The organism is Vannielia litorea (assembly GCF_018424695.1).
Classification (GTDB): Bacteria; Pseudomonadota; Alphaproteobacteria; order Rhodobacterales; family Rhodobacteraceae; genus Vannielia; species Vannielia litorea_A.
This window is the reverse complement of the sequence record NZ_QTNQ01000007.1, coordinates 1-18925: the sequence shown is the minus strand read 5'-3', so window position 1 is coordinate 18925 and position 18925 is coordinate 1. Positions and strand designations below refer to the sequence as shown.

Below are 18925 nucleotides of genomic sequence, written 5' to 3'. Positions count from 1 at the left end.
ACTGGCCCCGCCGGACGAAACGTGGGGCAAGATATGCAGGCAGCAGAACGGATCATAGGCCGGGTCGTGGCCGTGGCTGCGCTCTTTGGCGTGGCATCGCTGGTGGCGCTCATGGCCCTCACGGTGGTCACGGTCACATTCCGGGCGCTCGGCATCGCTTTTCCCGGCACCTATGTGCTGGCCGAGTTGTTGCTCATCCCGGCGGTGTCCTTCTCGCTGACCTATGCCGCCTGGCGCAGCGCCCATACCCGGGTGGAGTTGCTCACCGAGCGGTTCCCGAAAAAGCTGCGTGGTCCGCTCGAAGGGCTGATGCTGGCGGGGGGCTGCGCCTTCTGGGGATTCGTGCTCATTGCGGCAATGGAAGAAGCGATCCGCAGGGGGGGGCAGGGCGAGAAGACCGCTTTGCTCGACCTCCCGGTTGCCCCGTTTCGCTGGCTGATGGTCACGGCGCTCGCTTTGCTGATCGTCACCATCCTCTTCCGCGCCCTGCAAGCGGCGCTGGGCCGGGAGGTCGATGAATGACCCCCGTGGCCGCCGGATTTCTCGGCGTTTCCCTGTTGTTCGGGCTACTGGCACTTGGCATGCCCATCGGGTTCGCCATGGGGCTGGTCGGCGCCTTCGGCTTTGCACTGCTGATCACCTTCAAGGCCGCTCTGATCAAGATCGGCGTCATCGCCTTCGATCTCTCGACCAACTATGCCATCGGTACCGTGCCGCTCTTCTTGTTCATGGCGCATATTCTCTTCGCCTCCGGGATCGGCCGCGACCTCTATGATTTTGCCGCGCGCTGCCTCGGGCACCGCCGGGGCGGGCTGGCCATGGCGACCATCGGGGCCTCGGCGGGCTTCGCTTCGGTCAACGCCTCCTCGCTGGCAACCACCGCGACCATGGGGCTCGTTGCCCTGCCGGAGATGCGCAAACACGGCTACTCCAAGGCGCTGGCCTCCGGCGCAGTGGCGGCGGGGGGCACCATCGGGTCGCTGATCCCGCCCTCCGGCATGTTCATCATCTACGGCATCCTCACGGAAACCTCGATCGGCGACATGTTCGCCGCCGGCATTGTGCCCGGCGTACTTCTGGCGCTCTTCTACATGGGCGTCATCGCGCTGCGCTGTCGGATCAACCCGGCGGCCGGGCCAGCCGGCCCACGATTTACATGGGGCGAACGCTGGGACGGGCTGAAGAAGACCGGCGATGTGATCATTCTCTTCGTGCTGGTCATGGGCGGCATCATCTGGGGATGGTTCACGCCCACCGAAGCGGGCGCGATGGGGGCCTTCGGTGCGTTGCTCATCGCTGGCTTGCGCGGGCGTCTGGGCCTCCAGGAGGTGAAAGAAGCGGTCTATGACACGCTGAAGACCACGGGCATGATCTTTGGCATCCTTTTCGGGGCTCTGGTGTTCAACGCTTTCGTAACCGTAACCAATATCCCGATGCATGTCGTGGGCTGGGTCGCCGATTCCGGCCTTCCGCCGCTCTCTGTGCTGTTGCTGATCCTGCTGGTCTATTTCTTCCTCGGCATGATCCTTGATGCCTCAGCGATGATGACTCTGACGGTTCCCCTGTTCTTTCCGCTGGTCATGGGGCTCGACCTCTGGGTCGTGGGGGAGGGGGCCAAGGCGGTGTTCTTCGGCGTGCTCGTGGTGCGGATGACAGAGATTGCGCTTATAACGCCGCCGGTGGGCATGAACGTGTACGTGCTGTCCGGCGTGGCCCGGGACATTCCGCTCTCCACCATGTTTCGCGGCACGACGCCCTTCGTGCTGGCCGATGTGGGGCATGTAGCCCTGCTGCTCGCGGTCCCGGCCCTGATGCTCTGGCTCCCGGGGCTATGACGGCCTTGGCGCAGGGTGCCAGGATCCGGGCAGGATTTTGGGATGTGACGCCGACCTCGCGAGGTTCTCTGGCGCCAAGGGCTTCGCAGAAGACATCGCGGTCGGCAGTTCTTCAGGTTGCTGGCTGGACGTCACTTTACCCGAGCGCACAATTTCCGTGGGCCTAAGCCGCGTCCCGGCCCAAGGTGACCATGTTTCGACCGTGCGCCTTGGACGACAGCAACGCTCTGTCGGCAAGGTCGATGAGGGCTTCCAGCAGGGTTTCGGTCCCGTCTTCCCCTTCCATGGGCTCACGCGTGGCACCGCCCCCCACGGCCACACCGATCGAGACGGTCTGGTGCACCGTTCCCTGTGCCGGCGGGGGCAGGGGGATGGGCTGAGCTTCGATCAACCTGCAAAGCCTCTGTGCTGCGGCCCGAGCCTCGTCTTCCGTGGTGTCGGGCATGGCCACCAGAAATTCCTCTCCCCCGATCCTGGCGACCATGTCGATACTGCGCAGGTTACTCGAAATTTGCTTGGCGACAGCGCATAGAACAGCATCGCCAGCCGCGTGCCCGTGCCTGTCATTCACTTGCTTGAACCGGTCGAGATCCAGCGCCATGACGGCGAAGTTGCGGCCCGTTTCCGCAGCACGGTCGCGAATGCGCGCAAGGTGTGAAAGCGCGTAGCGGCGATTGTAGAGCCCGGTCAGCGGATCGATCACCGCAAGCTTCAGCCCGTCTCGCACCCTCCGGCGCAGCCTGTCGCTCTCGCGTTTCCGGGCAACCAGCGTGGCGAGGCGCACCGCCAGTTCGCGGCCGTCCACCGGCTCAGCGATGAGATCGGCGGCGCCCAGATCCAGCGCCATGGCTTCCTGTGCAACATCCTGCTGCGACGTCACGATGAGCACCGACGCATGGCGCGACCAGCGGCGCGACCGCAACTCGCTCATCAATTGCAGCCCGTCGCCTGGTTGGCGCAGGTCGGCAGCAATCACGTAGATGTCCTGCAGCGCCGGGGTGGCTTCGTTGAGGACGGCATGGCGATCCAGAACGCTGATGCGGTGGGGCATGTGGCCTGCCAGCCCGTCGCGCCAGCGTTGCGCCATGGCGATGTCGGCCCCCACAAGGGCAATGCGCGCCGGGCGCTCGAAGCCTTCCGGCTCTTCCGCAAAACCGAGGGCGCGGCTCGTGGTGCCTCTCAGGCGCAACTCCTCTGAGACCTCACGCATGCGCATGAGATTCCGGATGCGGGCAAGCAACAGGGTTTCGGCAATCGGTTTGGGATGAAAGGCATCCGCACCCGCCTCGAGCGCAGCAAGCATCAGGGCGGTCATTGTCAGCCCCTCTCGCGGTGCCCCTGTCACGATGATGGGAATGGAGCTCAACTCGTCGTCCGCCCGCAGCACACGACTGGCTACCAGGCCCGGAGCTTGAGGCGCGTCGCAGTCGAGCACAACGAGCCTCGGCCGGATCGTGCGCACCAGCTCGACGATATTCTCTCCTGTGCTGCAGGCGACCACATCGTAGCAGGCCGCGGCAAGTTTGACCTTGAGGACAACGCGATTGGTCGGCACGTCATCCACGATCAGGACCTTCCCTGGCATCGTCTCAATCCTTCCGCGCGAACCGCGCCTTTCCCCTGTGATGCTCAGTCTGTATGGAGATGGTTAAGAAAACCTTTCCAAAAGTTAACGAGGCGACGGGATGGAGCGGGAAAGTGCCGAAACCCTTGCGCTGAAGGCGCTGGCCTGGCTGGCGGGCAATGATGAGTTGCTACCGGTTTTTCTGGGCTCGACAGGCGTTTCGGAAGCCGAGGTGCGGGCGCGCGCGGCGGATCCGGAGTTTCTTGCCTCAGTGTTGGACTTTCTTACTATGGATGATGCCTGGATCACCGCGTTCTGCGAGGCCGAGGGCCTTGACTATGCCCAGCCGATGCAGGCCCGTGCCGCGCTTCCGGGCGGCGATCTGCCGAACTGGACATGAACCGCCCCGCGTTTCCGGGCCTGCTGTTCGACAAGGATGGCACGCTCTTCGACTACCAGAAGAGCTGGGGCGGTTTCACGCTGCGGTTCATCGAAGACCTCGCGGGCGACGATGCGGGGCTCGCGCTCAGATTGGCCGACACCATGGGGATCGACCCGGTGACAGGGCGTTTCTCGCCAGAGAGCGCGATCGTTGCGGGCACGCCTGCCGAGGTAGTCGAGCCATTGGTGCCCCTGCTGCCGGGCTGGACATTCGAGGCGCTGACCGCGCGGATCAATGCGGCGGCGAGCGAGGCGCCGCAGGTGCCCGCTGCCGACCTCGGCGCGCTCTTCGACCAGCTTCGCGGGGCGGGCCATGTCTTGGGAATTGCCACCAATGATGCCGAAGTTGCGGCGCGTGCCCATCTGAAGGCGGCAGGCGTGGCTGCTCATTTCACCTTTCTGGCGGGCTACGACTCGGGGCACGGCGCCAAGCCCGCGCCGAACATGTGCAGGGCATTCGCCGCGGAGGTCGGTCTCGCGCCCGCGCAATGCGTCATGGTGGGCGACAGCCTGCATGACATGATGGCGGGCCGGGCGGCGGGGATGACCTGCGTGGCTGTCTGCACCGGGATCACCCCGGCAAAAGATCTGGCGCCTCAGGCCGATGCGGTGCTGCCGCACATTGGCCACCTGCCGGCCTGGCTCGCGGCCCGCTGAAGCTTTTCGTCGCTTTAGATTCCCTTTGCGACATTTTGCGTCGCATCCGGAAAAACACTCGGCCCTTGCGCGCGCGCACCCTGTACGTGAGAGTCCAGGAGGCCCGCGATGGACCAGACCCCGCGCAAACGCCGCCGTTCCGGTGGACGTGCCGCCAATCCGCGCCGCAACCGGCCTGAGGTGGTGGCCCAAAGTCCATGGCGGATTCCGCTCAACACGGATGCGCCGACCGAACCTCTGACCGCCGAGGGCGTGCAGGCGATCCACGATGGTGCCATGCGCATTCTCGAAGAGATTGGCATCGTGTTCCTCAATGAAGAGGCGTGCAGCCTTTTTGCCGAAGCAGGTTGCACCGTGGAAGGGCAGGTGGTCCGGATGGGCCGCGATTGGGTTATGGAAATGGTGGGCAAGGCGCCGGCCACCTTCACGATCACGCCACGAAACCCCGCCAGGGCTCTGCCGATCGGCGGCAAGGCGATCCTCTTCGGCAATGTCTCGTCACCGCCCAACTACTGGGATCTTTCGCTGGGCACCAAGGTGCCCGGCAACCGCGCGCAATGCGCCGACCTGTTCAGGCTCACGCAGTACTTCAACTGCATCCACTTCGCCGGCGGCTACCCCGTGGAGCCGGTGGACCTGCACCCCTCCACCCGCCACCTTGATGTGCTCTTCGACAAGCTCACGCTGACAGACAAGGTGCCGCATGCCTATTCGCTGGGCCCGGAACGTGTGGAAGATGTGATGGAGATGGTGCGCATCGCAGCCGGGTTGAGCCATGAGCAGTTCGAAGCCGCTCCCCACATGTATACCAACATCAACTCAACCTCGCCGCTGAAGCATGATTGGCCGATGATCGACGGCTGCCTGCGCTGCATCCGGCGCGGCCAGGCGGTGATCGTTTCGCCCTTCACGCTGGCGGGGGCGATGGCCCCGGTGACGATGGCGGGCGCGGTGACCCAAAGCATCGCCGAGGCGCTTTCTGCCATTGCGCTCTTCCAATATGTCCGTCCCGGCGCGCCCTGCATGATCGGCACCTTCACTTCCAACGTCGACATGAAAACCGGCGCGCCCGCGTTCGGCACACCCGAATACATGCGCGCCACCCAGATGACGGGCCAGATGGCCCGGTATTATGGACTGCCCATGCGCGCCTCGGGGGCCTGCGCTGCCAATGTGCCGGACGGGCAGGCGATGTGGGAAACCTCCAACTCGCTCTGGTCGGCGGTGCAATCGGGCACGAATATGGTCTACCACGCCGCCGGCTGGCTGGAGGGCGGGCTGGTGGCCTCGCCGGAAAAATTCATCATGGATTGCGAGATCATCCAGATGATCCAGCGCTACTTCGAACCCGAAGTGGTGGCCACCGCCCCTGATGACATTGCGCTGGGCGCAATCCGGGAAGTCGGACCTTATGGCCATTTCTTCGGGATCGAGCATACGCAGGCACGCTACGAAACGGCCTTTTACCAACCCATCGTCTCCGACTGGAGCAACTTCGAGGCCTGGGCGGCCAAGGGCGGCGCATGGACGGCAGAGCGCGCACATACACTGTTTCGGGAGATCATCCAGAGCTTCGAGCCGCCACCGATGGACGAGGCGATCCGAGACGAATTGGAAGCCTTCGTGACCCGCCGAAAGGCGGAAGGTGGTGCACCGACCGACTTCTGAGGTGCCTGCGCAGGCAGGCCGGCAGCGCTTCGGTCTTTGTTAACCCGTGCCGTTTAACCTGCATCACACGTTAAACAGGTGCAGGCATGCATGGTCTGATAAATCGCGCGGTGCAGTGCTTTGTCCGCGATATCTACGGCGCGGACTCATGGGCCACGCTCGGTGCCGCAACGGGTGTGGGCACGGGCGGCTTCGAGTCGATGCTGACCTATGACGACGAGATTACCTTTCGGCTACTCGATGAACTCTGCCGCATGCGGAAACGGCCAGCAGAGGATATTCTGGAAGATATCGGCACCTACCTCGTGACACACCCCAACACCCGCGCCATTCGCAGGCTGCTGCGGTTCGGCGGGCAGAGCTTCACTGAGCTTCTTCATTCGCTCGACGATCTGCCCGATCGGGCGCGCCTTGCGGTGCCTGAACTGGAGCTGCCCGCCCTGCATCTGACTGAGTTGAAGACAGGGCGCTTCAAGCTGGAGGTTGCCTCGAGCCGCGGCGGATTCGGCCCGGTGATGGCAGGCGTGCTCCGGGCGCTCGCGGATGACTATGGCGCCCTGGCGTTTCTCCAGCTTCAGTCTGCCATGGTGCCGCGCGAGGTTCTCGTGATCGACCTTCTCGACGCAGAATTCGCGGAGGCCAAGCAGTTCTACCTCGGCGGTGGGTTGGAACGCCCCGCGGAGGGCGCGCAGTGAGTTTGGACGTGGGGCGCGAAACGCTGGCCGCTACCGGGCAAGATGGCGAGACTGCCTTCCTGTCGGTCCTGCGGGAGGCCCTGGACAGGCTGATGCCTATGCATCTGCAACTCGGCGCGACGGGGCATATCCTGCATGCAGGGCCCAGCCTGCAAAAGCTGCGTCCTGATGCTCCGCTGGCTGGCCGTCGCTTTCTTGAAGTCTTTGAGCTCAAACGCCCGGCCAGTCTCACCCGGGTAAGCGACCTGGCCTGCGCTGAGGGCGGGCGGCTCAAGCTTGCGCTTCGCGATGCACCGCGCACCGGCCTTGTCGGGCTCGTCGCCCCAGTCCCCGCGTTTGACACGCTGATCGTCAACATCTCCTTCGGCTTCAACATCATCGACGCCGTGCAGGACAATGACCTGACGAGCGCAGACTTCGCCGCCACCGATCTGGCGGTTGAAATGCTCTATCTCGTCGAAGCCAAGACCGCCGCCTTGCGAGAGTGGAAAGCGCTCAACCAGAGGCTCCAGGGCGCAATGACCGCGGCCGAGCAGCAAGCCTCATCGGACATGCTTACCGGACTCGCCAACCGAAGGGCGATGGAGGAGGTGCTGAACCGGTTGATTACGGCGCAAACCCCCTTCGGCCTGATGAATCTGGATCTCGACTTTTTCAAATCGGTGAATGACACCCTCGGTCACGCTGCGGGAGACCACGTGCTGCGGCGGGTGGCCGATATCCTGAAGGCAGAGACGCGGGCGAACGACGTGATCGTGCGCGCAGGGGGCGATGAGTTCGTCCTGATCTTCGTGGGACTGTCGAACCCCGAGCGGCTTGCCGACCTTGGCCGCCGGATCATCGCGCGTCTCGAGGTGCCAATCCCGTTCGAGGCGGACACCTGCCATATCTCCGGCTCCATCGGCCTGACGGTGAGCGATTTCTACACCGCGACTGATGCCGAGCTGATGATGCAGCACGCCGACATGGCCCTCTACGCCTCCAAGCGCAACGGGCGCGGCCAAGTTACTGTTTATTCGGAGGATCTGCCCGGGATCGGAGAAAGCGCTCCGGGCGATTGACAAGCGCCGGTCGGAGGAGCCCCATGGGGCATGGCATTTCTCCGTGGTCATTGGCAGGTGCTGCTCATTCTCGTGCTGGTCTTTGCGCTCTGGCATACGCCTGTGGTGTACCCGTTGCGTATTCTTGTCGTGTTCCTGCACGAGCTGTCTCATGGTCTCGCGGCGCTGGCCACAGGCGGCAGCATTGTCGACATCGCGCTTGACCCGCGAGAGGGCGGCCATGCGATCACGCGCGGCGGCAGTCGCTTTCTGACCCTTTCAGCGGGCTACCTTGGCTCTCTCGTGCTCGGCGCTTTGATTCTCCTGACGGCGCTCCGCTCCAGCGCCGATCGCGCCGCGCTGGCGCTCTGCGGCATCGCCCTGCTGTTGATTGCGGCCTTTTGGGTGCGTAACGGTTTTGGCCTGCTGTTCTGTGTCGCTGCAGGGGCGGTGATGCTGGCTGCTGCACGTTATCTGCCGCACCAGGCCGCGGATCTGACGCTGCGCGTCATCGGGCTGACAAGTCTCATTTACGTGCCCTACGACATTTTTGACGACACGATCCGCCGAAGCGAGTTGCGCTCTGACGCGCGCATGCTCGCCGAGGAGTTCGGTGGCGCAACGATCATGTGGGGCGGTCTCTGGCTGCTCCTGAGCCTGGGCGTCATCTGGTTGTGCCTGCGCCATGGCCTTGGGCCCGCAACCAATATCCGTTTCCGGCAATCACGACCTGAGGGGGAGAAGACGGCTGGTACCCCGTAGGGGAATCGAACCCCTCTTTCCAGGTTGAAAACCTGGCGTCCTAACCGATAGACGAACGGGGCAGGGTCCAGCCGTGGGGGGGTGTTTAGGAAAAGCGCGGGGGGAGCGCAAGAAGATTCTGCGGCCCACGATGCGAAAAATTCAGTTGGTCGTCATCGCCTTGAAAATCAGGCCTGCTGCGGTTTCAGGCTCTATGCGGGCGGTGTCGATGTGCAGCTCGCAATCAACCCAAGGGTGATAATCCCGCGCCTGCACGTCAAGCCAGCTCGGCAGCCTGTGCCCTGGCAGGTCAGCCCGCCGCGACTCGACTCGGCGGCGGTGCTCATGCTCGTCGGTGCAGGTGATTTCACAGGTCACCAGACGGCTATGCTTTGGGTTGAGTTCAGTGAACCAGTCGCGCGTCATCTCCCACTGGTTCACACAGTCGATAATCACGGAATGGCGGGCGGCCAAGAAATCTACCGCCTGGGACCGGGCCACGAGATATCCCGCGTCTGCGGCATTTCCCGGTGCCAGCGTCGAGGCGCATATGGCGGTTTCAATGGTGTCGATCCGCAGGTGAAGCGCGCCAGAGCGCGCCGCCAGTGTGCGGGAGATGGTGGTTTTGCCGGTGCCAGGAAGGCCGGCCAGCACCACCAGCGCCGTCACGCCCTTGCCGCGTCTTCCAGCCGCAGCTGCGGTCGGGAGCGCCCCTGCCAGTGGTTCACCTCGAGCCGGCCTGCAAGGTGCCACGTGCCGCCCCGCGCCTCCAGCATGGCCTGGCCCAGCGGCGAGTCTGCAAGGCGGAAGCCGATGGCATCGAGCCGCTGGCCCGTCGCGGTACGCACCGAGATTTTCAGGTGGTTTTCGCCCACGACGCGGGCGTCGGCAAGGGCTGCCTCGGGCAGGGCGAAGCGGGGCGCAGGCGCGGAGGCGCCGAAGGGGCCGGCCTGTTCAATCGCCTCTATCAGCTCGGCGGTGGCTGCCGTAGGCAGGATCAGCCCATCGAGCCGCAGATCACGCGGGCCATCTGCGCCGGCACCCTGCCGGGCCAAAAGCTCGGACAGGCGCGCCATTGCGGGCTCCAGTTGGCTTGCGGTAAGCGAGAGGCCCGCCGCCATCTTGTGTCCGCCGCCCCGGGTGATGAGCCCCTCCGCCTCCAGACGATGCACGCATCCGCCCAGATCCACACCAGAGACGGACCGGCCGGACCCTTTACCCTCGTCCCCCTCCATGCCGATCACCACCGAAGGCCGGCCAGTGGCCTCCTTCAACCGAGAGGCCACGATGCCGACCACGCCGGGGTGCCAGCCTTCGCCCGCCGCCCAGACGAGCGGAGCGTCCAGCCCGCGCGCTTCGGCCTGTTCGAGCGCTGCCTGCTGCACGCTGGCCTCGATGTCGCGACGTTCCTTGTTCAGCAGGTCCAGCCGCTCGGCCAGCTCACTTGCCTCCGCCGGATCATCGGTGGCAAGCAGCCGCGCGCCCAGATCGGCGCGCCCAACGCGCCCGCCCGCGTTGATCCGCGGGCCAAGGAGGTAGCCAAGGTGATAGGGCGTCGGTGCGCGGTCAACACCGGCGACGTCGGCCAGGGCGGTAAGGCCGGAGTGGGCGCGGTGTGCCATGATCTTGAGCCCCTGCCGCACGAGCGCCCGATTGACGCCGACGAGGGGGGCAACATCTGCCACTGTGGCGAGCGCGACGAGATCCAAGAGGCCCATAAGGTCGGGCAGGGGGCTTGCGCCGGCCTCGCGGCGCTGGCGGTTGGCCTCAACGAGGCACAGGAAAACCACGGCAGCAGCACAGAGGTGACCCAGCTCGCCGCTCTCGTCCTGCCGGTTCGGGTTGACCACGGCCACGGCGGGCGGAAGCGTTTCACCGCCTAGGTGATGATCCAGCACCAGAACGTCGGCACGGCCCGCGGCGGCGAGCGCCTCATGCGAAAGGGTGCCGCAATCGACGCAGATGATCAGGCTATGACTTCGGCCCAGTTCGGAAATTGCAGGCGCGTTGGGCCCATAGCCTTCGCCGATCCTGTCCGGCACATAGAGCGTGGCCTCACGCCCCAAGCTGCGCAGCCAGCGGATGAGCAAGGCAGCAGAGGCCCCGCCATCCACGTCGTAATCGGCGAAGATCGCAACTTTTTCAGCCTGCTCCACCGCTGCGTTTACACGTGCCGCGGCGGTCTCCATGTCACGCAGCTTGCGCGGATCTGGCAACAACTCACGCAGAGAGGGGCTTAGGAAGGTGGCCGCCTCTTCGGGTGGCACGCCACGCTGCACCAGCAGCCGCGCAACCGGGCCCGGCAGGCCCGTGGCCTGTGCCATCGCTTCGGCCAGACGGTCTTCTTCGGGTGCGGGGCCGACCCAGCGCCGCCCGGTCAGCGACTCCTCGACACCGAGGAAAGCCTCCATCACATCGCGGAGGTCGGGTTGCGATACTGCATCCGCCGGACCGACCCTGTCTTGGAGCGCATCAGCAGCGTCTCCGCAGTCAGGTAGCCGACTTCGCGCTTGATGCCGGGCACAAGGGAGCCGTCGGTCACGCCGGTGGCGGCGAAGATCACATCATGCTGCACCATCTCGTCGCGGCTGTAGATGCGGTCGAGATCCTCGATCCCTGCCTTCTTGGCGCGGGCCTTCTCGTCATCGTTGCGGAAGGTCAGGCGGCCCCACATCTGGCCGCCCATGCACTTGAGAGCTGCCGCGGCCAGCACGCCTTCGGGGGCGCCGCCCAGGCCCATGTACATGTCGATGCCGGTCTTCTCGGGTTCGGCACAATGCATCACCCCGGCGACGTCTCCATCGGTGATGAGCCGGATTGCGGCGCCGGTGGAGCGGACCTCGGCAATCAGCTCCTCATGGCGCGGGCGTTCGAGGATGCAGACGGTAATATCTTCGGGAGTGGCCTGCTTAGCGGCGGCCAGCAGGCGCACACGCTCGGCGGGCGATTGATCGAGGCTGACGATGTTCTCAGGGTAGCCGGGGCCGACAGCCAGCTTTTCCATGTAGACGTCGGGTGCATGGAGCATCGAGCCGCGCGGGGCCATGGCGATCACAGTGAGCGCGTTGGGCATGTCCTTTGCCGTCAGGGTCGTGCCTTCGAGCGGGTCGAGGGCGATGTCGACCTCGGGGCCGTTTCCGGTGCCGACCTCCTCGCCGATAAAGAGCATCGGGGCCTCGTCACGCTCGCCCTCGCCGATCACAACGGTGCCCTTGATATCCAGCAGGTTCAGCTGGTCGCGCATGGCGTTCACGGCAGCCTGGTCGGCGGCCTTCTCGTCGCCGCGCCCGATGAGCCGGGCGGAATGGAGCGCGGCCGCCTCGGAGACGCGGGCCAGGCCCAGCGAGAGCAACCGGTCGTGAAATTCGGGTTTGGTGGTCATGTCGGCGGCCCTCGTGCGCAGATGCTGTTGCCGATTGGGTAGCCTTCCCCCCGGGAGGGCGCAACCCTTCGGCACGGTGTTAGCGCAAGCGGATCACTCTTCAATGACGCAGTGGCGATACTTGGCGGCGGGGCAATGCGCCGCTCCTCTGGCCTCCGCGGTGCGATGCGCGGCGGAGAGGAAGGTTTCAACCGCGTTCGACATGCCCGCGCGGGCCTGGTCGGTGCCGAACTGGCTGTCGGTCGAGGTGTCGAGGAAGCTACGCAACATGTTCACAGAGCGCTCGGAGAACTCGAGCGCGGCGGTGGTTTCTCCAATGCCCAAAAGCGTTTCCGCTGTTTCGCGCAGAACGAAGACATGGCCCAGAGGCGGCTCTGTTTGGCGGAGGATCACTTCGGCGGCTTCGGCAAGTGCCTCGGTCGGAGCGGTCACGCCTCGCAGGGCGGCCGTCTTGACCGCGACGAGCGCGGCGTAGAAACGGGTTGCATCTATGATCAGCGGGTTGCCCGAGGTGCGGGCCACATCGACGGCCTCTTGCAACAGGTCGTGCGCGCCTTCCCAATCGCCGGATTGCGCCAGCAGGGAGGCCCTGCTTGTCATTGCGTCGGCTTTCTGGTCCGGGCGGTTGGCGAGGGCCTCGGCTTCCAGCAGGGCCGCATTGGCAAGGTCAGGCTGGCCGAGATGCGACGCGCAGGCGCTCAGGCGGCTCATATGCATGTAGAACAGCTGCCGGTCTGCCGGTGACTCCGGTGGCAGGTGCCAGGAAATGCGCGTGCTGCCGTCCCACGGCGCCGCCACGTGGCGCAGGGCGCTCAGCAGGCTGCCGCAGGCATCACGCTGCCGCCCAAGCTGAAATTGCGCCTGCCCGACAAGGTTTTCGGCCCGAAAGTTCATGCCGCGCACGCGCACGCCGGCCTCTCCAGCGCCCGCAATGCCGGGCAGGCGCGCGGATTGCGCCAGTTCGATCGTGCGCCCGAATTCATTGGCCATATAGGCCTGCTCCGCCCGTGTGATCCGCTCCTGCGCAATGTCGAGGGCGGAGCGGTTGAAATCGCCCAACTCGCCGCGCTCCCACTGGTTTACATAGCCTGCAAACTCGTCTGCCGCCTCGTCGCCGTAGGTGCCGCGGAAGAGGGGAAGAGCTTGGCGGCCAACCTCCACGGCTTCGGCGTATCGGCCCAGATCCGCGAGCGCGTAGGCCTTGGAGACCATCAGGGCCCAGCCAACCTCGTCCTGCGTGCCGTCGGCGCGAGCCACCAGTGCCAGGCCATCCTCGGCCAGTTGCAGGGCGTAGGCGGGGTTGTCTTTTTGCAGGCGGGCGAGGTCGGTGAGCATGGCATAGAAGATCGACCAGCCCGGCGTGAGCTGCCCTGTTTCGCGGGCGTCGCGGATGCCGGAATTCAGGGTGGCATAGATCTCGTCGTCATTGCTGGTGGCGACGGCACTGTTCATTCTCGAGAGCATGGCATCGAACGCCGGGCCGTCAGGCCCCGTGTCCTGCGCCAGTGCGAGCGTGGGATGCAGGGTAAGAAAGAGGATGAGCGCGAGCCACCGCATCATGACCCGTCTCCGACGAGGATGAAAGGGGCCCAGGCTGCGGGATGCGCCAGCGTCGGGTCGCTCCCGTCTTCGAGCATCGCTTGCATGGAGGCCTGCAAGGCGCTGGATTTGCTTTGAATATCGTCCCGGGTGAGGGCGGAAAACGCATCGGTCGTCAGCCGGGCAGCGGCATCGTCACGGACCGGCCAGTGACTGACCATGAGGGTCTCGGCCCCGGCGACGAGGAAGGCCCGGGCCAAGCCTGAAAGGCCTTCTGCATCGGGGCGACCATCGCCGCCCGCCGTGTTGCAGGCCGAAAGGATGACCCACTCGGCGGAGAGCGACATATCTGCGATCTCGGAGGCGGTAAGCAGCCCGTCATTGGTGGCACTTGCCACCTCTGGCGGGGTGAGGACGAGGGCTGGTTCGGCAAGGCCCTCCAACTCGCCAGACAGCAGGCCGTGGGTGGCAAAAACCACCACCTCTGCCTTTTCCAGCCCGGCTTCGCGCAGCGCGGGCTCTACGGCGGCATCTCCCGTCAGCAGGGAGGCCGGCCCCGCGTCCAGCGTGGCGGCAATGGCGCGTAACTCGCGAAGAGTGCCCGGCAGCGGGGCGAGGGCGCGGATGCTTTCTGGGTCGGCGGTTGCGCCCGACATCGTGACCCCGCGCAACCCGTTCGCCCCGCCGGTCAGGCGCGGTGCGCCAATGCCAAGAAAGCGCCTGGTGGGGGTGTTGGCGGCGAGGGCCGGGGCTGGCGCGGCGATGGCCCGCAAACTCTCGACCGTGGGCAGGGCAGCGAGAGCAAAACGCTGGAAAAACCAAGGGGTTGCACGTAGCGCCTCCGGATCGCCGTCCTGCGCGGGGTCGGTAGGCATTTCCATCACCAGCAGCCCCAGCGGCAGGCCGGTGAGAGGGCCACGGGCAACGGTGTAGAGCCGCTCGGCCTCGGCAAGCGCGGGCATCATGTCGGCCAGAAGATCGGCGTAGACGAGATGCGCGCGGGTTCGGTCGAAGGGCGTGATCTGCGGCTTTTGCCCAAGGCGCTTGAGGGCTTCGGCCCCCCTCGCATTGCTGGCGACACTGAGGGATTGGCGCAGCGCGGCCACGTCGCCCGCGATGTCTGCCTCGCCAAGCCCGATCCGCTGCCACGCCGTGCGGGTGGGCGTGACGGCCCAGATGTGCGTTTCGGTTGCGCCGGTGTAGATGAACAGAAGCCCCTCGTCCGGCGCGAGCGCCTGCTGAACCTCGCTGAGCGCCATGGGCCGGGGGCGCGTGAGTTCGGCAAAGCGCGGGAAGCTGGTTGCAATCTGCGCGTCGAGCCGCGCAATTTCGGTGCCGAAAGCCTCGATCTCGCCGGAAAGCCGTGTGGCGTCAGAGGTTTGCGAGGTGCCGCTGCGGCCGAGCGCGCCCAGCTCGGCCTCAGCCCGGGCGCGCCTGTCGGCCACCCGCTGGCGCGCCTTCAGCAGGTCCGCCAGGGGGCCGGAGCCCGCGGCACGGCGCAGCTCTGCCTGCCGGATGGCGCTGCCGGCAGAGGAGAGCATGGCGAGCTGGGCCGCCTGAAACGCCCGGTCGGAGAGACTGTCTGCCCGGACAGGCAGAGCCACCAGCGAGAGAAGGAGGACGAGCCGCAGCATGGGCTGAAGATGCCGCGCGTTACGGCGCGGCTCAAGTGACAATGGCCGTCAGACAGGCTTGATCAGGCGCGGATCAGACCTGCTCGATCCTCAGCGCCACCGGATCACCCAGAACCACCCCCGTCTCGGTGATGGCGTGCAGGGCCTCGGTCAGGGAAGCGTGCGGTGTTTTGTGGGTGACGAAGAGCACCGGGGCGGCCTCATTGTCGTGGCCATACTGACGCATCCGATCAATCGACACCCCTGCTTCGCCGAGGGCAGCGGCCACCTTGGCCATCGCACCGGGCTTGTCGTGGAGATCCATCCGCAGGTAGTAGGGCGCCGCGGAGGCGGAGCGGGCGGCCCTGGATTCTTCCAGCGTTGTCGCGGGTTTGCCGAAGACAGGCAGGCGGGCGCCGCGGGCAAGGTCGCAGATGTCGGCCATGACGGCAGAGGCGGTGGGGCCTTCGCCGGCACCGGGGCCGCGCAGCACGATCTGCTCCACCGCGTCGCCCTCGATCACCACCATGTTGGTGCCGCCCTCGAGTTGCCCGAGCGGGGAGTCGTAGGGCACGAGGCAGGGGGTCATCCGCTGTTCGAGGCCGCGGCCTGTCATCTGGGCGACGCCGAGCAGTTTGATACGGAAGCCCATGTCGGCGGCGTGGCGGATGTCGGAGAGGGTGATGCGCTGGATGCCTTCGATTTCGATGCCATCGAAATTTACTTGCGTTCCGAAGGCGATAGAGGAAAGGATGGCCAGCTTGTGCGCGGCGTCGATGCCGCCCACGTCAAGCTCGGGGTCGGCCTCGAGATAGCCCAGCTTGGCGCATTCATCGAACAGCGCGTTATAGCCCTGGCCGGTGGCCTCCATCCGGGTGAGGATATAGTTGCAGGTGCCGTTCATTACGCCCATCACACGGGTGATCTCGTTGGCGGCCAACCCCTCGGTGAGGGATTTGATCACCGGGATGCCGCCCGCCACGGCGGCCTCGTAGCGAACCTGACCCCCGGCGGCTTCGGCAGCTTCGGCGAGCGCCTGACCATGGATGGCGAGCATTGCCTTGTTGGCGGTGACCACGTGCTTGCCCGCCGCAATGGCGGCCTCGGTGGCGGCTTTGGCCGGGCCATCCTCGCCGCCCATCAGCTCGACGAACACATCGACATCATCGCGCGTGGCGAGCTCGACCGCGTTGTCTTCCCACGCATAATCCTTCAGCGGCACGCCGCGATCCTTGTCGCGGGAACGGGCGGAGACGGCCGAGATGGTGATGCGGCGCCCGGTGCGGGCCTCCAGCAGGGCAGCATGGTGGCGGACGATCTTGACGACACCTGCGCCGACAGTGCCGAGCCCGGCGATACCAAGGCGAAGCGGGTCAGACATGTCGGGCCTCCATATTGCGCAAATCCTGCGCGGGCATAGCCCTTTGCGCGGGCAGGCTCAACCTGAATGGCGACGCAGCGCGGCGTTCATCCTGGCCCGGATTGCGGGCTCGATGATCGGGCCGCGCATCCGGGCGGCGCGGGCGCGCAAAGCTGCGACGCGAGCGGCGAGATTGCCGCGCACCGCCTGCGGGTCGGTCGTGGAGGCGTTGGCCCGGGCCAGCACGCTGTCGAGCGGCTGCAGCCTCGGGTAGGCGGCGGATTTGGCGGAGCTGCTCACCACCGCATCCAGTTCCGGAAACTGGGTGCAGCCCGCGAGGGCGAGGAAAAGGAGGAGGGCGGCGCGGTTCATGGCGCCAAGGTATCGGCTGGCGCAGGGGGAGGGAAGCGGGATGTGGGCGCTAACATCCACGCTTGAATTGAACGCGCGTTCAGGTTTTTCTGGCGGGCATGGCGAGGAAGACGGGCTCACATGCGGAAATCACTGGGCCGAAGGTGCGCGAGGCCGCACTTCGGCTCTTTGCGCAATATGGCTACGCGGCGGTTTCGATGCGCCAGATCGCGCGTGAAGTGGGCGTTCAGGCTGGCGCGCTTTATACTTATACCTCTGATAAACAAGCGCTTTTATTCGATCTGATGCATGACCACATGAGCGAAGTGCTTGCAGGCCTCGCCACCATGCCCGACGGCAGCCCGGGAGAGCGGCTGGAGTGGATCGTGCGCTTTCACATCGGCTACAACCTCAGCCACAAGGATGGCGTCTTCATCAACTACATGGAGTTGCGCAACCTTGAGCCCGAGAACCACAAGGTAATCTCGAAGCTGCGCCGGCGCTACGAGGACGCGGTGGAAGCCGTTCTGGTGGAGGGCCAGGAGAAGGGTGTGTTCCAGATTCCTGACACCCGGCTGGCCACCATGGCCGTGATTGCCATGCTCAACGGCGTGAACACGTGGTACCGCGAAGGCGGGCGGCTCAGCCAGGAGCGGGTGGAACGGATCTATTGGAATATGGTGCGGCGGGCTGTGAAGGGGGCGTGATCCTTTTGCTTGGTCACAGCAGTATCACGCCCGCCGGTTAATTTGGCCTTAATACCGCGACGCTGTCAGCTCATCGGGCCCTTCGGACCCTCTTCGCAGCTGCGATGAGGGCCGGAAGGGCCGAAGAGCAGCTGGCTCGTCAGTGCGCGGGCTTCACGAAGGTGCCGTTGCGCAGGTCGGCCATGGCCTGTTGCAGCTCGGCGGGCGTGTTCATCACGATCGGGCCGTGCCAGGCCACCGGTTCCTCGATCGGGGCGCCGGAGATCAGCAAAAAGCGGATGCCGTTTTCGCCGGCCTGAACAGTGACTTCCTCGCCGGTGCCGAAGCGCACGAGGGTGCGGTCGCCCGACAGGTCACGAATGTTGACCTCCTCGCCCATGACTTCCTTTTCCAGCAGCACGCCGCCGGGGGCGGAGGCGTCGGAGAAGCGGCCATTGCCTTCGAAAACATAAGCGAAAGCACGGCGGTAGGTATCGACCTTGAAGGTCTTTCGCACGCCAGCAGGCACCCAGATGTCGAGATACTGAGGGTCGGCGGCGATGCCGTCCACCGGGCTCTTGTAGCCCCGGTAATCACCGATCACGACCTTGATGCGGGTGCCGTCATCGTCAAGAATTTCAGGCAGTTCGGTGCCTGCAATGTCTTGATAGCGGGGGGCGGTCATCTTCAGCGAGGCGGGCAGGTTGCCCCAGAGCTGGAAGCCGTGCATCTGGCCCTTCTCGTTTCCCGACGGCATTTCCTGGTGCATGATGCCGGAGCCGGCCGTCATGAGCTGGATCGAGCCCGGGCCGAGCACGCCGCGGTTGCCGAGAGAGTCGCCGTGCTCGACGGAGCCGGCGAGCACGTAGGTGATGGTTTCGATGCCGCGATGCGGGTGCCAGGGGAAGCCCTTGATGAAGTCTTCGGGCCGCTCGTTGCGGAAGTCGTCGAAGAGCAGAAAAGGGTCCAGTTCCTTGGGGTTATGGAACCCGAAGGCACGGTGCAGCTTGACGCCCGCGCCCTCCAGAGTGGGCTGTGCAGGGCGGATTTCGGTGACGGGACGGATGGACATGAGAGCGTCTCCTTTCAGAAAGGAAGATAGGAGGCAGGCGGTTCTCTCGCAATACGCGCGGACCTGCGCCGCATGCCTCACGTCAGTGCATTGGTGCACAGTATTGCGCCGCCCCGCCGGGCTGCTATGAGGGGGCATGACAGAGCAACCTGACTTCCGCATCGGCGCCTCTCTGCTGCGTCGAATCTTTGCCGCAGCGATGTTTGCGCTCCTGGCTTACGTCTTGTTCAAAATGGGTTTTTCCGGGGACGGGGCGCTTTGGGGCCGGGCGCTTCTGGTGC

General features: G+C 65.4%; 18 protein-coding genes and 1 tRNA gene. 9 read left to right on the top strand and 10 right to left on the bottom strand.

The window, feature by feature from the left end; all coding sequences use genetic code 11:
• The first annotated feature begins 33 nt into the window (after positions 1–33).
• Complete coding sequence (locus DYI42_RS04185; RefSeq protein ID WP_213544668.1) at positions 34–522, top strand: TRAP transporter small permease; 489 nt, start codon at positions 34–36, stop codon at positions 520–522.
• Entirely contained in the window at positions 519–1835 is a 1317-nt protein-coding gene (locus DYI42_RS04180; RefSeq protein ID WP_213544667.1) for a TRAP transporter large permease, read from the top strand. The genes DYI42_RS04185 and DYI42_RS04180 overlap by 4 nt, the downstream gene beginning before the upstream one ends.
• 163 nt (positions 1836–1998) lie before the next feature.
• Here DYI42_RS04180 and DYI42_RS24435 read toward each other — a convergent pair whose 3' ends face one another.
• The gene (locus tag DYI42_RS24435) at positions 1999–3420 is read right to left on the bottom strand and encodes a diguanylate cyclase (RefSeq protein WP_213544666.1); all 1422 of its coding nucleotides are present in this window, start codon (positions 3418–3420) and stop codon (positions 1999–2001) included.
• Between the two features lie 100 nt (positions 3421–3520).
• On the opposite strand from DYI42_RS24435, the gene DYI42_RS04170 reads away from it, so the two are divergent.
• The 6 genes from DYI42_RS04170 (at position 3521) to DYI42_RS04145 (ending at position 8662) form a co-directional block, all read left to right on the top strand.
• On the top strand, positions 3521–3799 hold the full coding sequence (locus DYI42_RS04170) for a DUF3572 domain-containing protein (RefSeq protein ID WP_213544665.1): 279 nt from the start codon (positions 3521–3523) through the stop codon (positions 3797–3799).
• Positions 3796–4497, top strand: a complete 702-nt coding sequence (locus DYI42_RS04165; protein WP_213544664.1) for an HAD family hydrolase — start codon at positions 3796–3798, stop codon at positions 4495–4497. The genes DYI42_RS04170 and DYI42_RS04165 overlap by 4 nt, the downstream gene beginning before the upstream one ends.
• A gap of 108 nt (positions 4498–4605) precedes the next feature.
• The gene (locus tag DYI42_RS04160) at positions 4606–6165 is read left to right on the top strand and encodes a trimethylamine methyltransferase family protein (RefSeq protein WP_213544663.1); all 1560 of its coding nucleotides are present in this window, start codon (positions 4606–4608) and stop codon (positions 6163–6165) included.
• A gap of 86 nt (positions 6166–6251) precedes the next feature.
• Positions 6252–6860, top strand: coding sequence for a heme NO-binding domain-containing protein (locus DYI42_RS04155; protein ID WP_213544662.1), 609 nt, complete (start codon positions 6252–6254; stop codon positions 6858–6860).
• Positions 6857–7921, top strand: a complete 1065-nt coding sequence (locus tag DYI42_RS04150) for a diguanylate cyclase domain-containing protein (protein ID WP_342344607.1) — start codon at positions 6857–6859, stop codon at positions 7919–7921. The genes DYI42_RS04155 and DYI42_RS04150 overlap by 4 nt, the downstream gene beginning before the upstream one ends.
• Before the next feature lie 30 nt (positions 7922–7951).
• Complete coding sequence (locus DYI42_RS04145; RefSeq protein ID WP_213544661.1) at positions 7952–8662, top strand: M50 family metallopeptidase; 711 nt, start codon at positions 7952–7954, stop codon at positions 8660–8662.
• Here the strand turns inward: DYI42_RS04145 and DYI42_RS04140 are convergent.
• From DYI42_RS04140 to DYI42_RS04105, 8 genes are all read right to left on the bottom strand, one after another.
• Positions 8650–8724, bottom strand: a tRNA-Glu gene (locus DYI42_RS04140). The two genes, DYI42_RS04145 and DYI42_RS04140, sit on opposite strands and share 13 nt — an antisense overlap.
• A 79-nt stretch (positions 8725–8803) precedes the next feature.
• Entirely contained in the window at positions 8804–9310 is a 507-nt protein-coding gene (locus tag DYI42_RS04135; RefSeq protein WP_213544660.1) for an AAA family ATPase, read from the bottom strand.
• Positions 9307–11052, bottom strand: coding sequence for a single-stranded-DNA-specific exonuclease RecJ (gene recJ / locus DYI42_RS04130; RefSeq protein WP_213544659.1), 1746 nt, complete (start codon positions 11050–11052; stop codon positions 9307–9309). The genes DYI42_RS04135 and recJ overlap by 4 nt, the downstream gene beginning before the upstream one ends.
• Complete coding sequence (gene glpX / locus DYI42_RS04125; protein WP_213544658.1) at positions 11052–12023, bottom strand: class II fructose-bisphosphatase; 972 nt, start codon at positions 12021–12023, stop codon at positions 11052–11054. The genes recJ and glpX overlap by 1 nt, the downstream gene beginning before the upstream one ends.
• Positions 12024–12116: 93 nt before the next feature.
• Positions 12117–13583 carry a tetratricopeptide repeat protein gene (locus tag DYI42_RS04120; RefSeq protein WP_213544657.1) on the bottom strand — a complete coding sequence of 489 codons (1467 nt, stop codon included), beginning with the start codon at positions 13581–13583 and terminating at the stop codon, positions 12117–12119.
• Positions 13580–15196 (bottom strand): CHAT domain-containing protein, encoded by a 1617-nt coding sequence (locus DYI42_RS04115; protein ID WP_213544656.1) that lies wholly within the window; start codon positions 15194–15196, stop codon positions 13580–13582. The genes DYI42_RS04120 and DYI42_RS04115 overlap by 4 nt, the downstream gene beginning before the upstream one ends.
• 73 nt (positions 15197–15269) lie before the next feature.
• The gene (locus tag DYI42_RS04110) at positions 15270–16556 is read right to left on the bottom strand and encodes a homoserine dehydrogenase (RefSeq protein ID WP_213544655.1); all 1287 of its coding nucleotides are present in this window, start codon (positions 16554–16556) and stop codon (positions 15270–15272) included.
• Between the two features lie 57 nt (positions 16557–16613).
• Positions 16614–16907, bottom strand: a complete 294-nt coding sequence (locus DYI42_RS04105) for a hypothetical protein (RefSeq protein WP_244867527.1) — start codon at positions 16905–16907, stop codon at positions 16614–16616.
• 98 nt (positions 16908–17005) lie between these two features.
• Between DYI42_RS04105 and DYI42_RS04100 the strand changes: the two genes are divergently transcribed.
• A complete protein-coding gene (locus tag DYI42_RS04100; RefSeq protein WP_213544654.1) occupies positions 17006–17593 on the top strand; it encodes a TetR/AcrR family transcriptional regulator in 588 nt (195 codons plus the stop codon).
• Between the two features lie 139 nt (positions 17594–17732).
• Here DYI42_RS04100 and DYI42_RS04095 read toward each other — a convergent pair whose 3' ends face one another.
• Complete coding sequence (locus DYI42_RS04095) at positions 17733–18644, bottom strand: pirin family protein (RefSeq protein ID WP_213544653.1); 912 nt, start codon at positions 18642–18644, stop codon at positions 17733–17735.
• Between the last annotated feature and the right edge of the window lie 281 nt (positions 18645–18925).

What these genes read in the sequence shown, in the direction of transcription:
- DYI42_RS04155 (WP_213544662.1), top strand. Translation starts at nt 6,252, where the DNA reads ATGCATGGTCTGATAAATCGCGCGGTGCAGTGCTTTGTCCGCGATATC.
- DYI42_RS04160 (WP_213544663.1), top strand. Translation starts at nt 4,606, where the DNA reads ATGGACCAGACCCCGCGCAAACGCCGCCGTTCCGGTGGACGTGCCGCC.
- DYI42_RS04165 (WP_213544664.1), top strand. Translation starts at nt 3,796, where the DNA reads ATGAACCGCCCCGCGTTTCCGGGCCTGCTGTTCGACAAGGATGGCACG.
- DYI42_RS04110 (WP_213544655.1), bottom strand. Translation starts at nt 16,556, where the DNA reads ATGTCTGACCCGCTTCGCCTTGGTATCGCCGGGCTCGGCACTGTCGGC.
- DYI42_RS04120 (WP_213544657.1), bottom strand. Translation starts at nt 13,583, where the DNA reads ATGATGCGGTGGCTCGCGCTCATCCTCTTTCTTACCCTGCATCCCACG.
- glpX (WP_213544658.1), bottom strand. Translation starts at nt 12,023, where the DNA reads ATGACCACCAAACCCGAATTTCACGACCGGTTGCTCTCGCTGGGCCTG.
- DYI42_RS04095 (WP_213544653.1), bottom strand. Translation starts at nt 18,644, where the DNA reads ATGTCCATCCGTCCCGTCACCGAAATCCGCCCTGCACAGCCCACTCTG.
- recJ (WP_213544659.1), bottom strand. Translation starts at nt 11,052, where the DNA reads ATGGAGGCTTTCCTCGGTGTCGAGGAGTCGCTGACCGGGCGGCGCTGG.
- DYI42_RS04180 (WP_213544667.1), top strand. Translation starts at nt 519, where the DNA reads ATGACCCCCGTGGCCGCCGGATTTCTCGGCGTTTCCCTGTTGTTCGGG.
- DYI42_RS04170 (WP_213544665.1), top strand. Translation starts at nt 3,521, where the DNA reads ATGGAGCGGGAAAGTGCCGAAACCCTTGCGCTGAAGGCGCTGGCCTGG.
- DYI42_RS04105 (WP_244867527.1), bottom strand. Translation starts at nt 16,907, where the DNA reads ATGAACCGCGCCGCCCTCCTCCTTTTCCTCGCCCTCGCGGGCTGCACC.
- DYI42_RS04145 (WP_213544661.1), top strand. Translation starts at nt 7,952, where the DNA reads ATGGCATTTCTCCGTGGTCATTGGCAGGTGCTGCTCATTCTCGTGCTG.
- DYI42_RS04185 (WP_213544668.1), top strand. Translation starts at nt 34, where the DNA reads ATGCAGGCAGCAGAACGGATCATAGGCCGGGTCGTGGCCGTGGCTGCG.
- DYI42_RS04100 (WP_213544654.1), top strand. Translation starts at nt 17,006, where the DNA reads ATGGCGAGGAAGACGGGCTCACATGCGGAAATCACTGGGCCGAAGGTG.
- DYI42_RS24435 (WP_213544666.1), bottom strand. Translation starts at nt 3,420, where the DNA reads ATGCCAGGGAAGGTCCTGATCGTGGATGACGTGCCGACCAATCGCGTT.
- DYI42_RS04115 (WP_213544656.1), bottom strand. Translation starts at nt 15,196, where the DNA reads ATGCTGCGGCTCGTCCTCCTTCTCTCGCTGGTGGCTCTGCCTGTCCGG.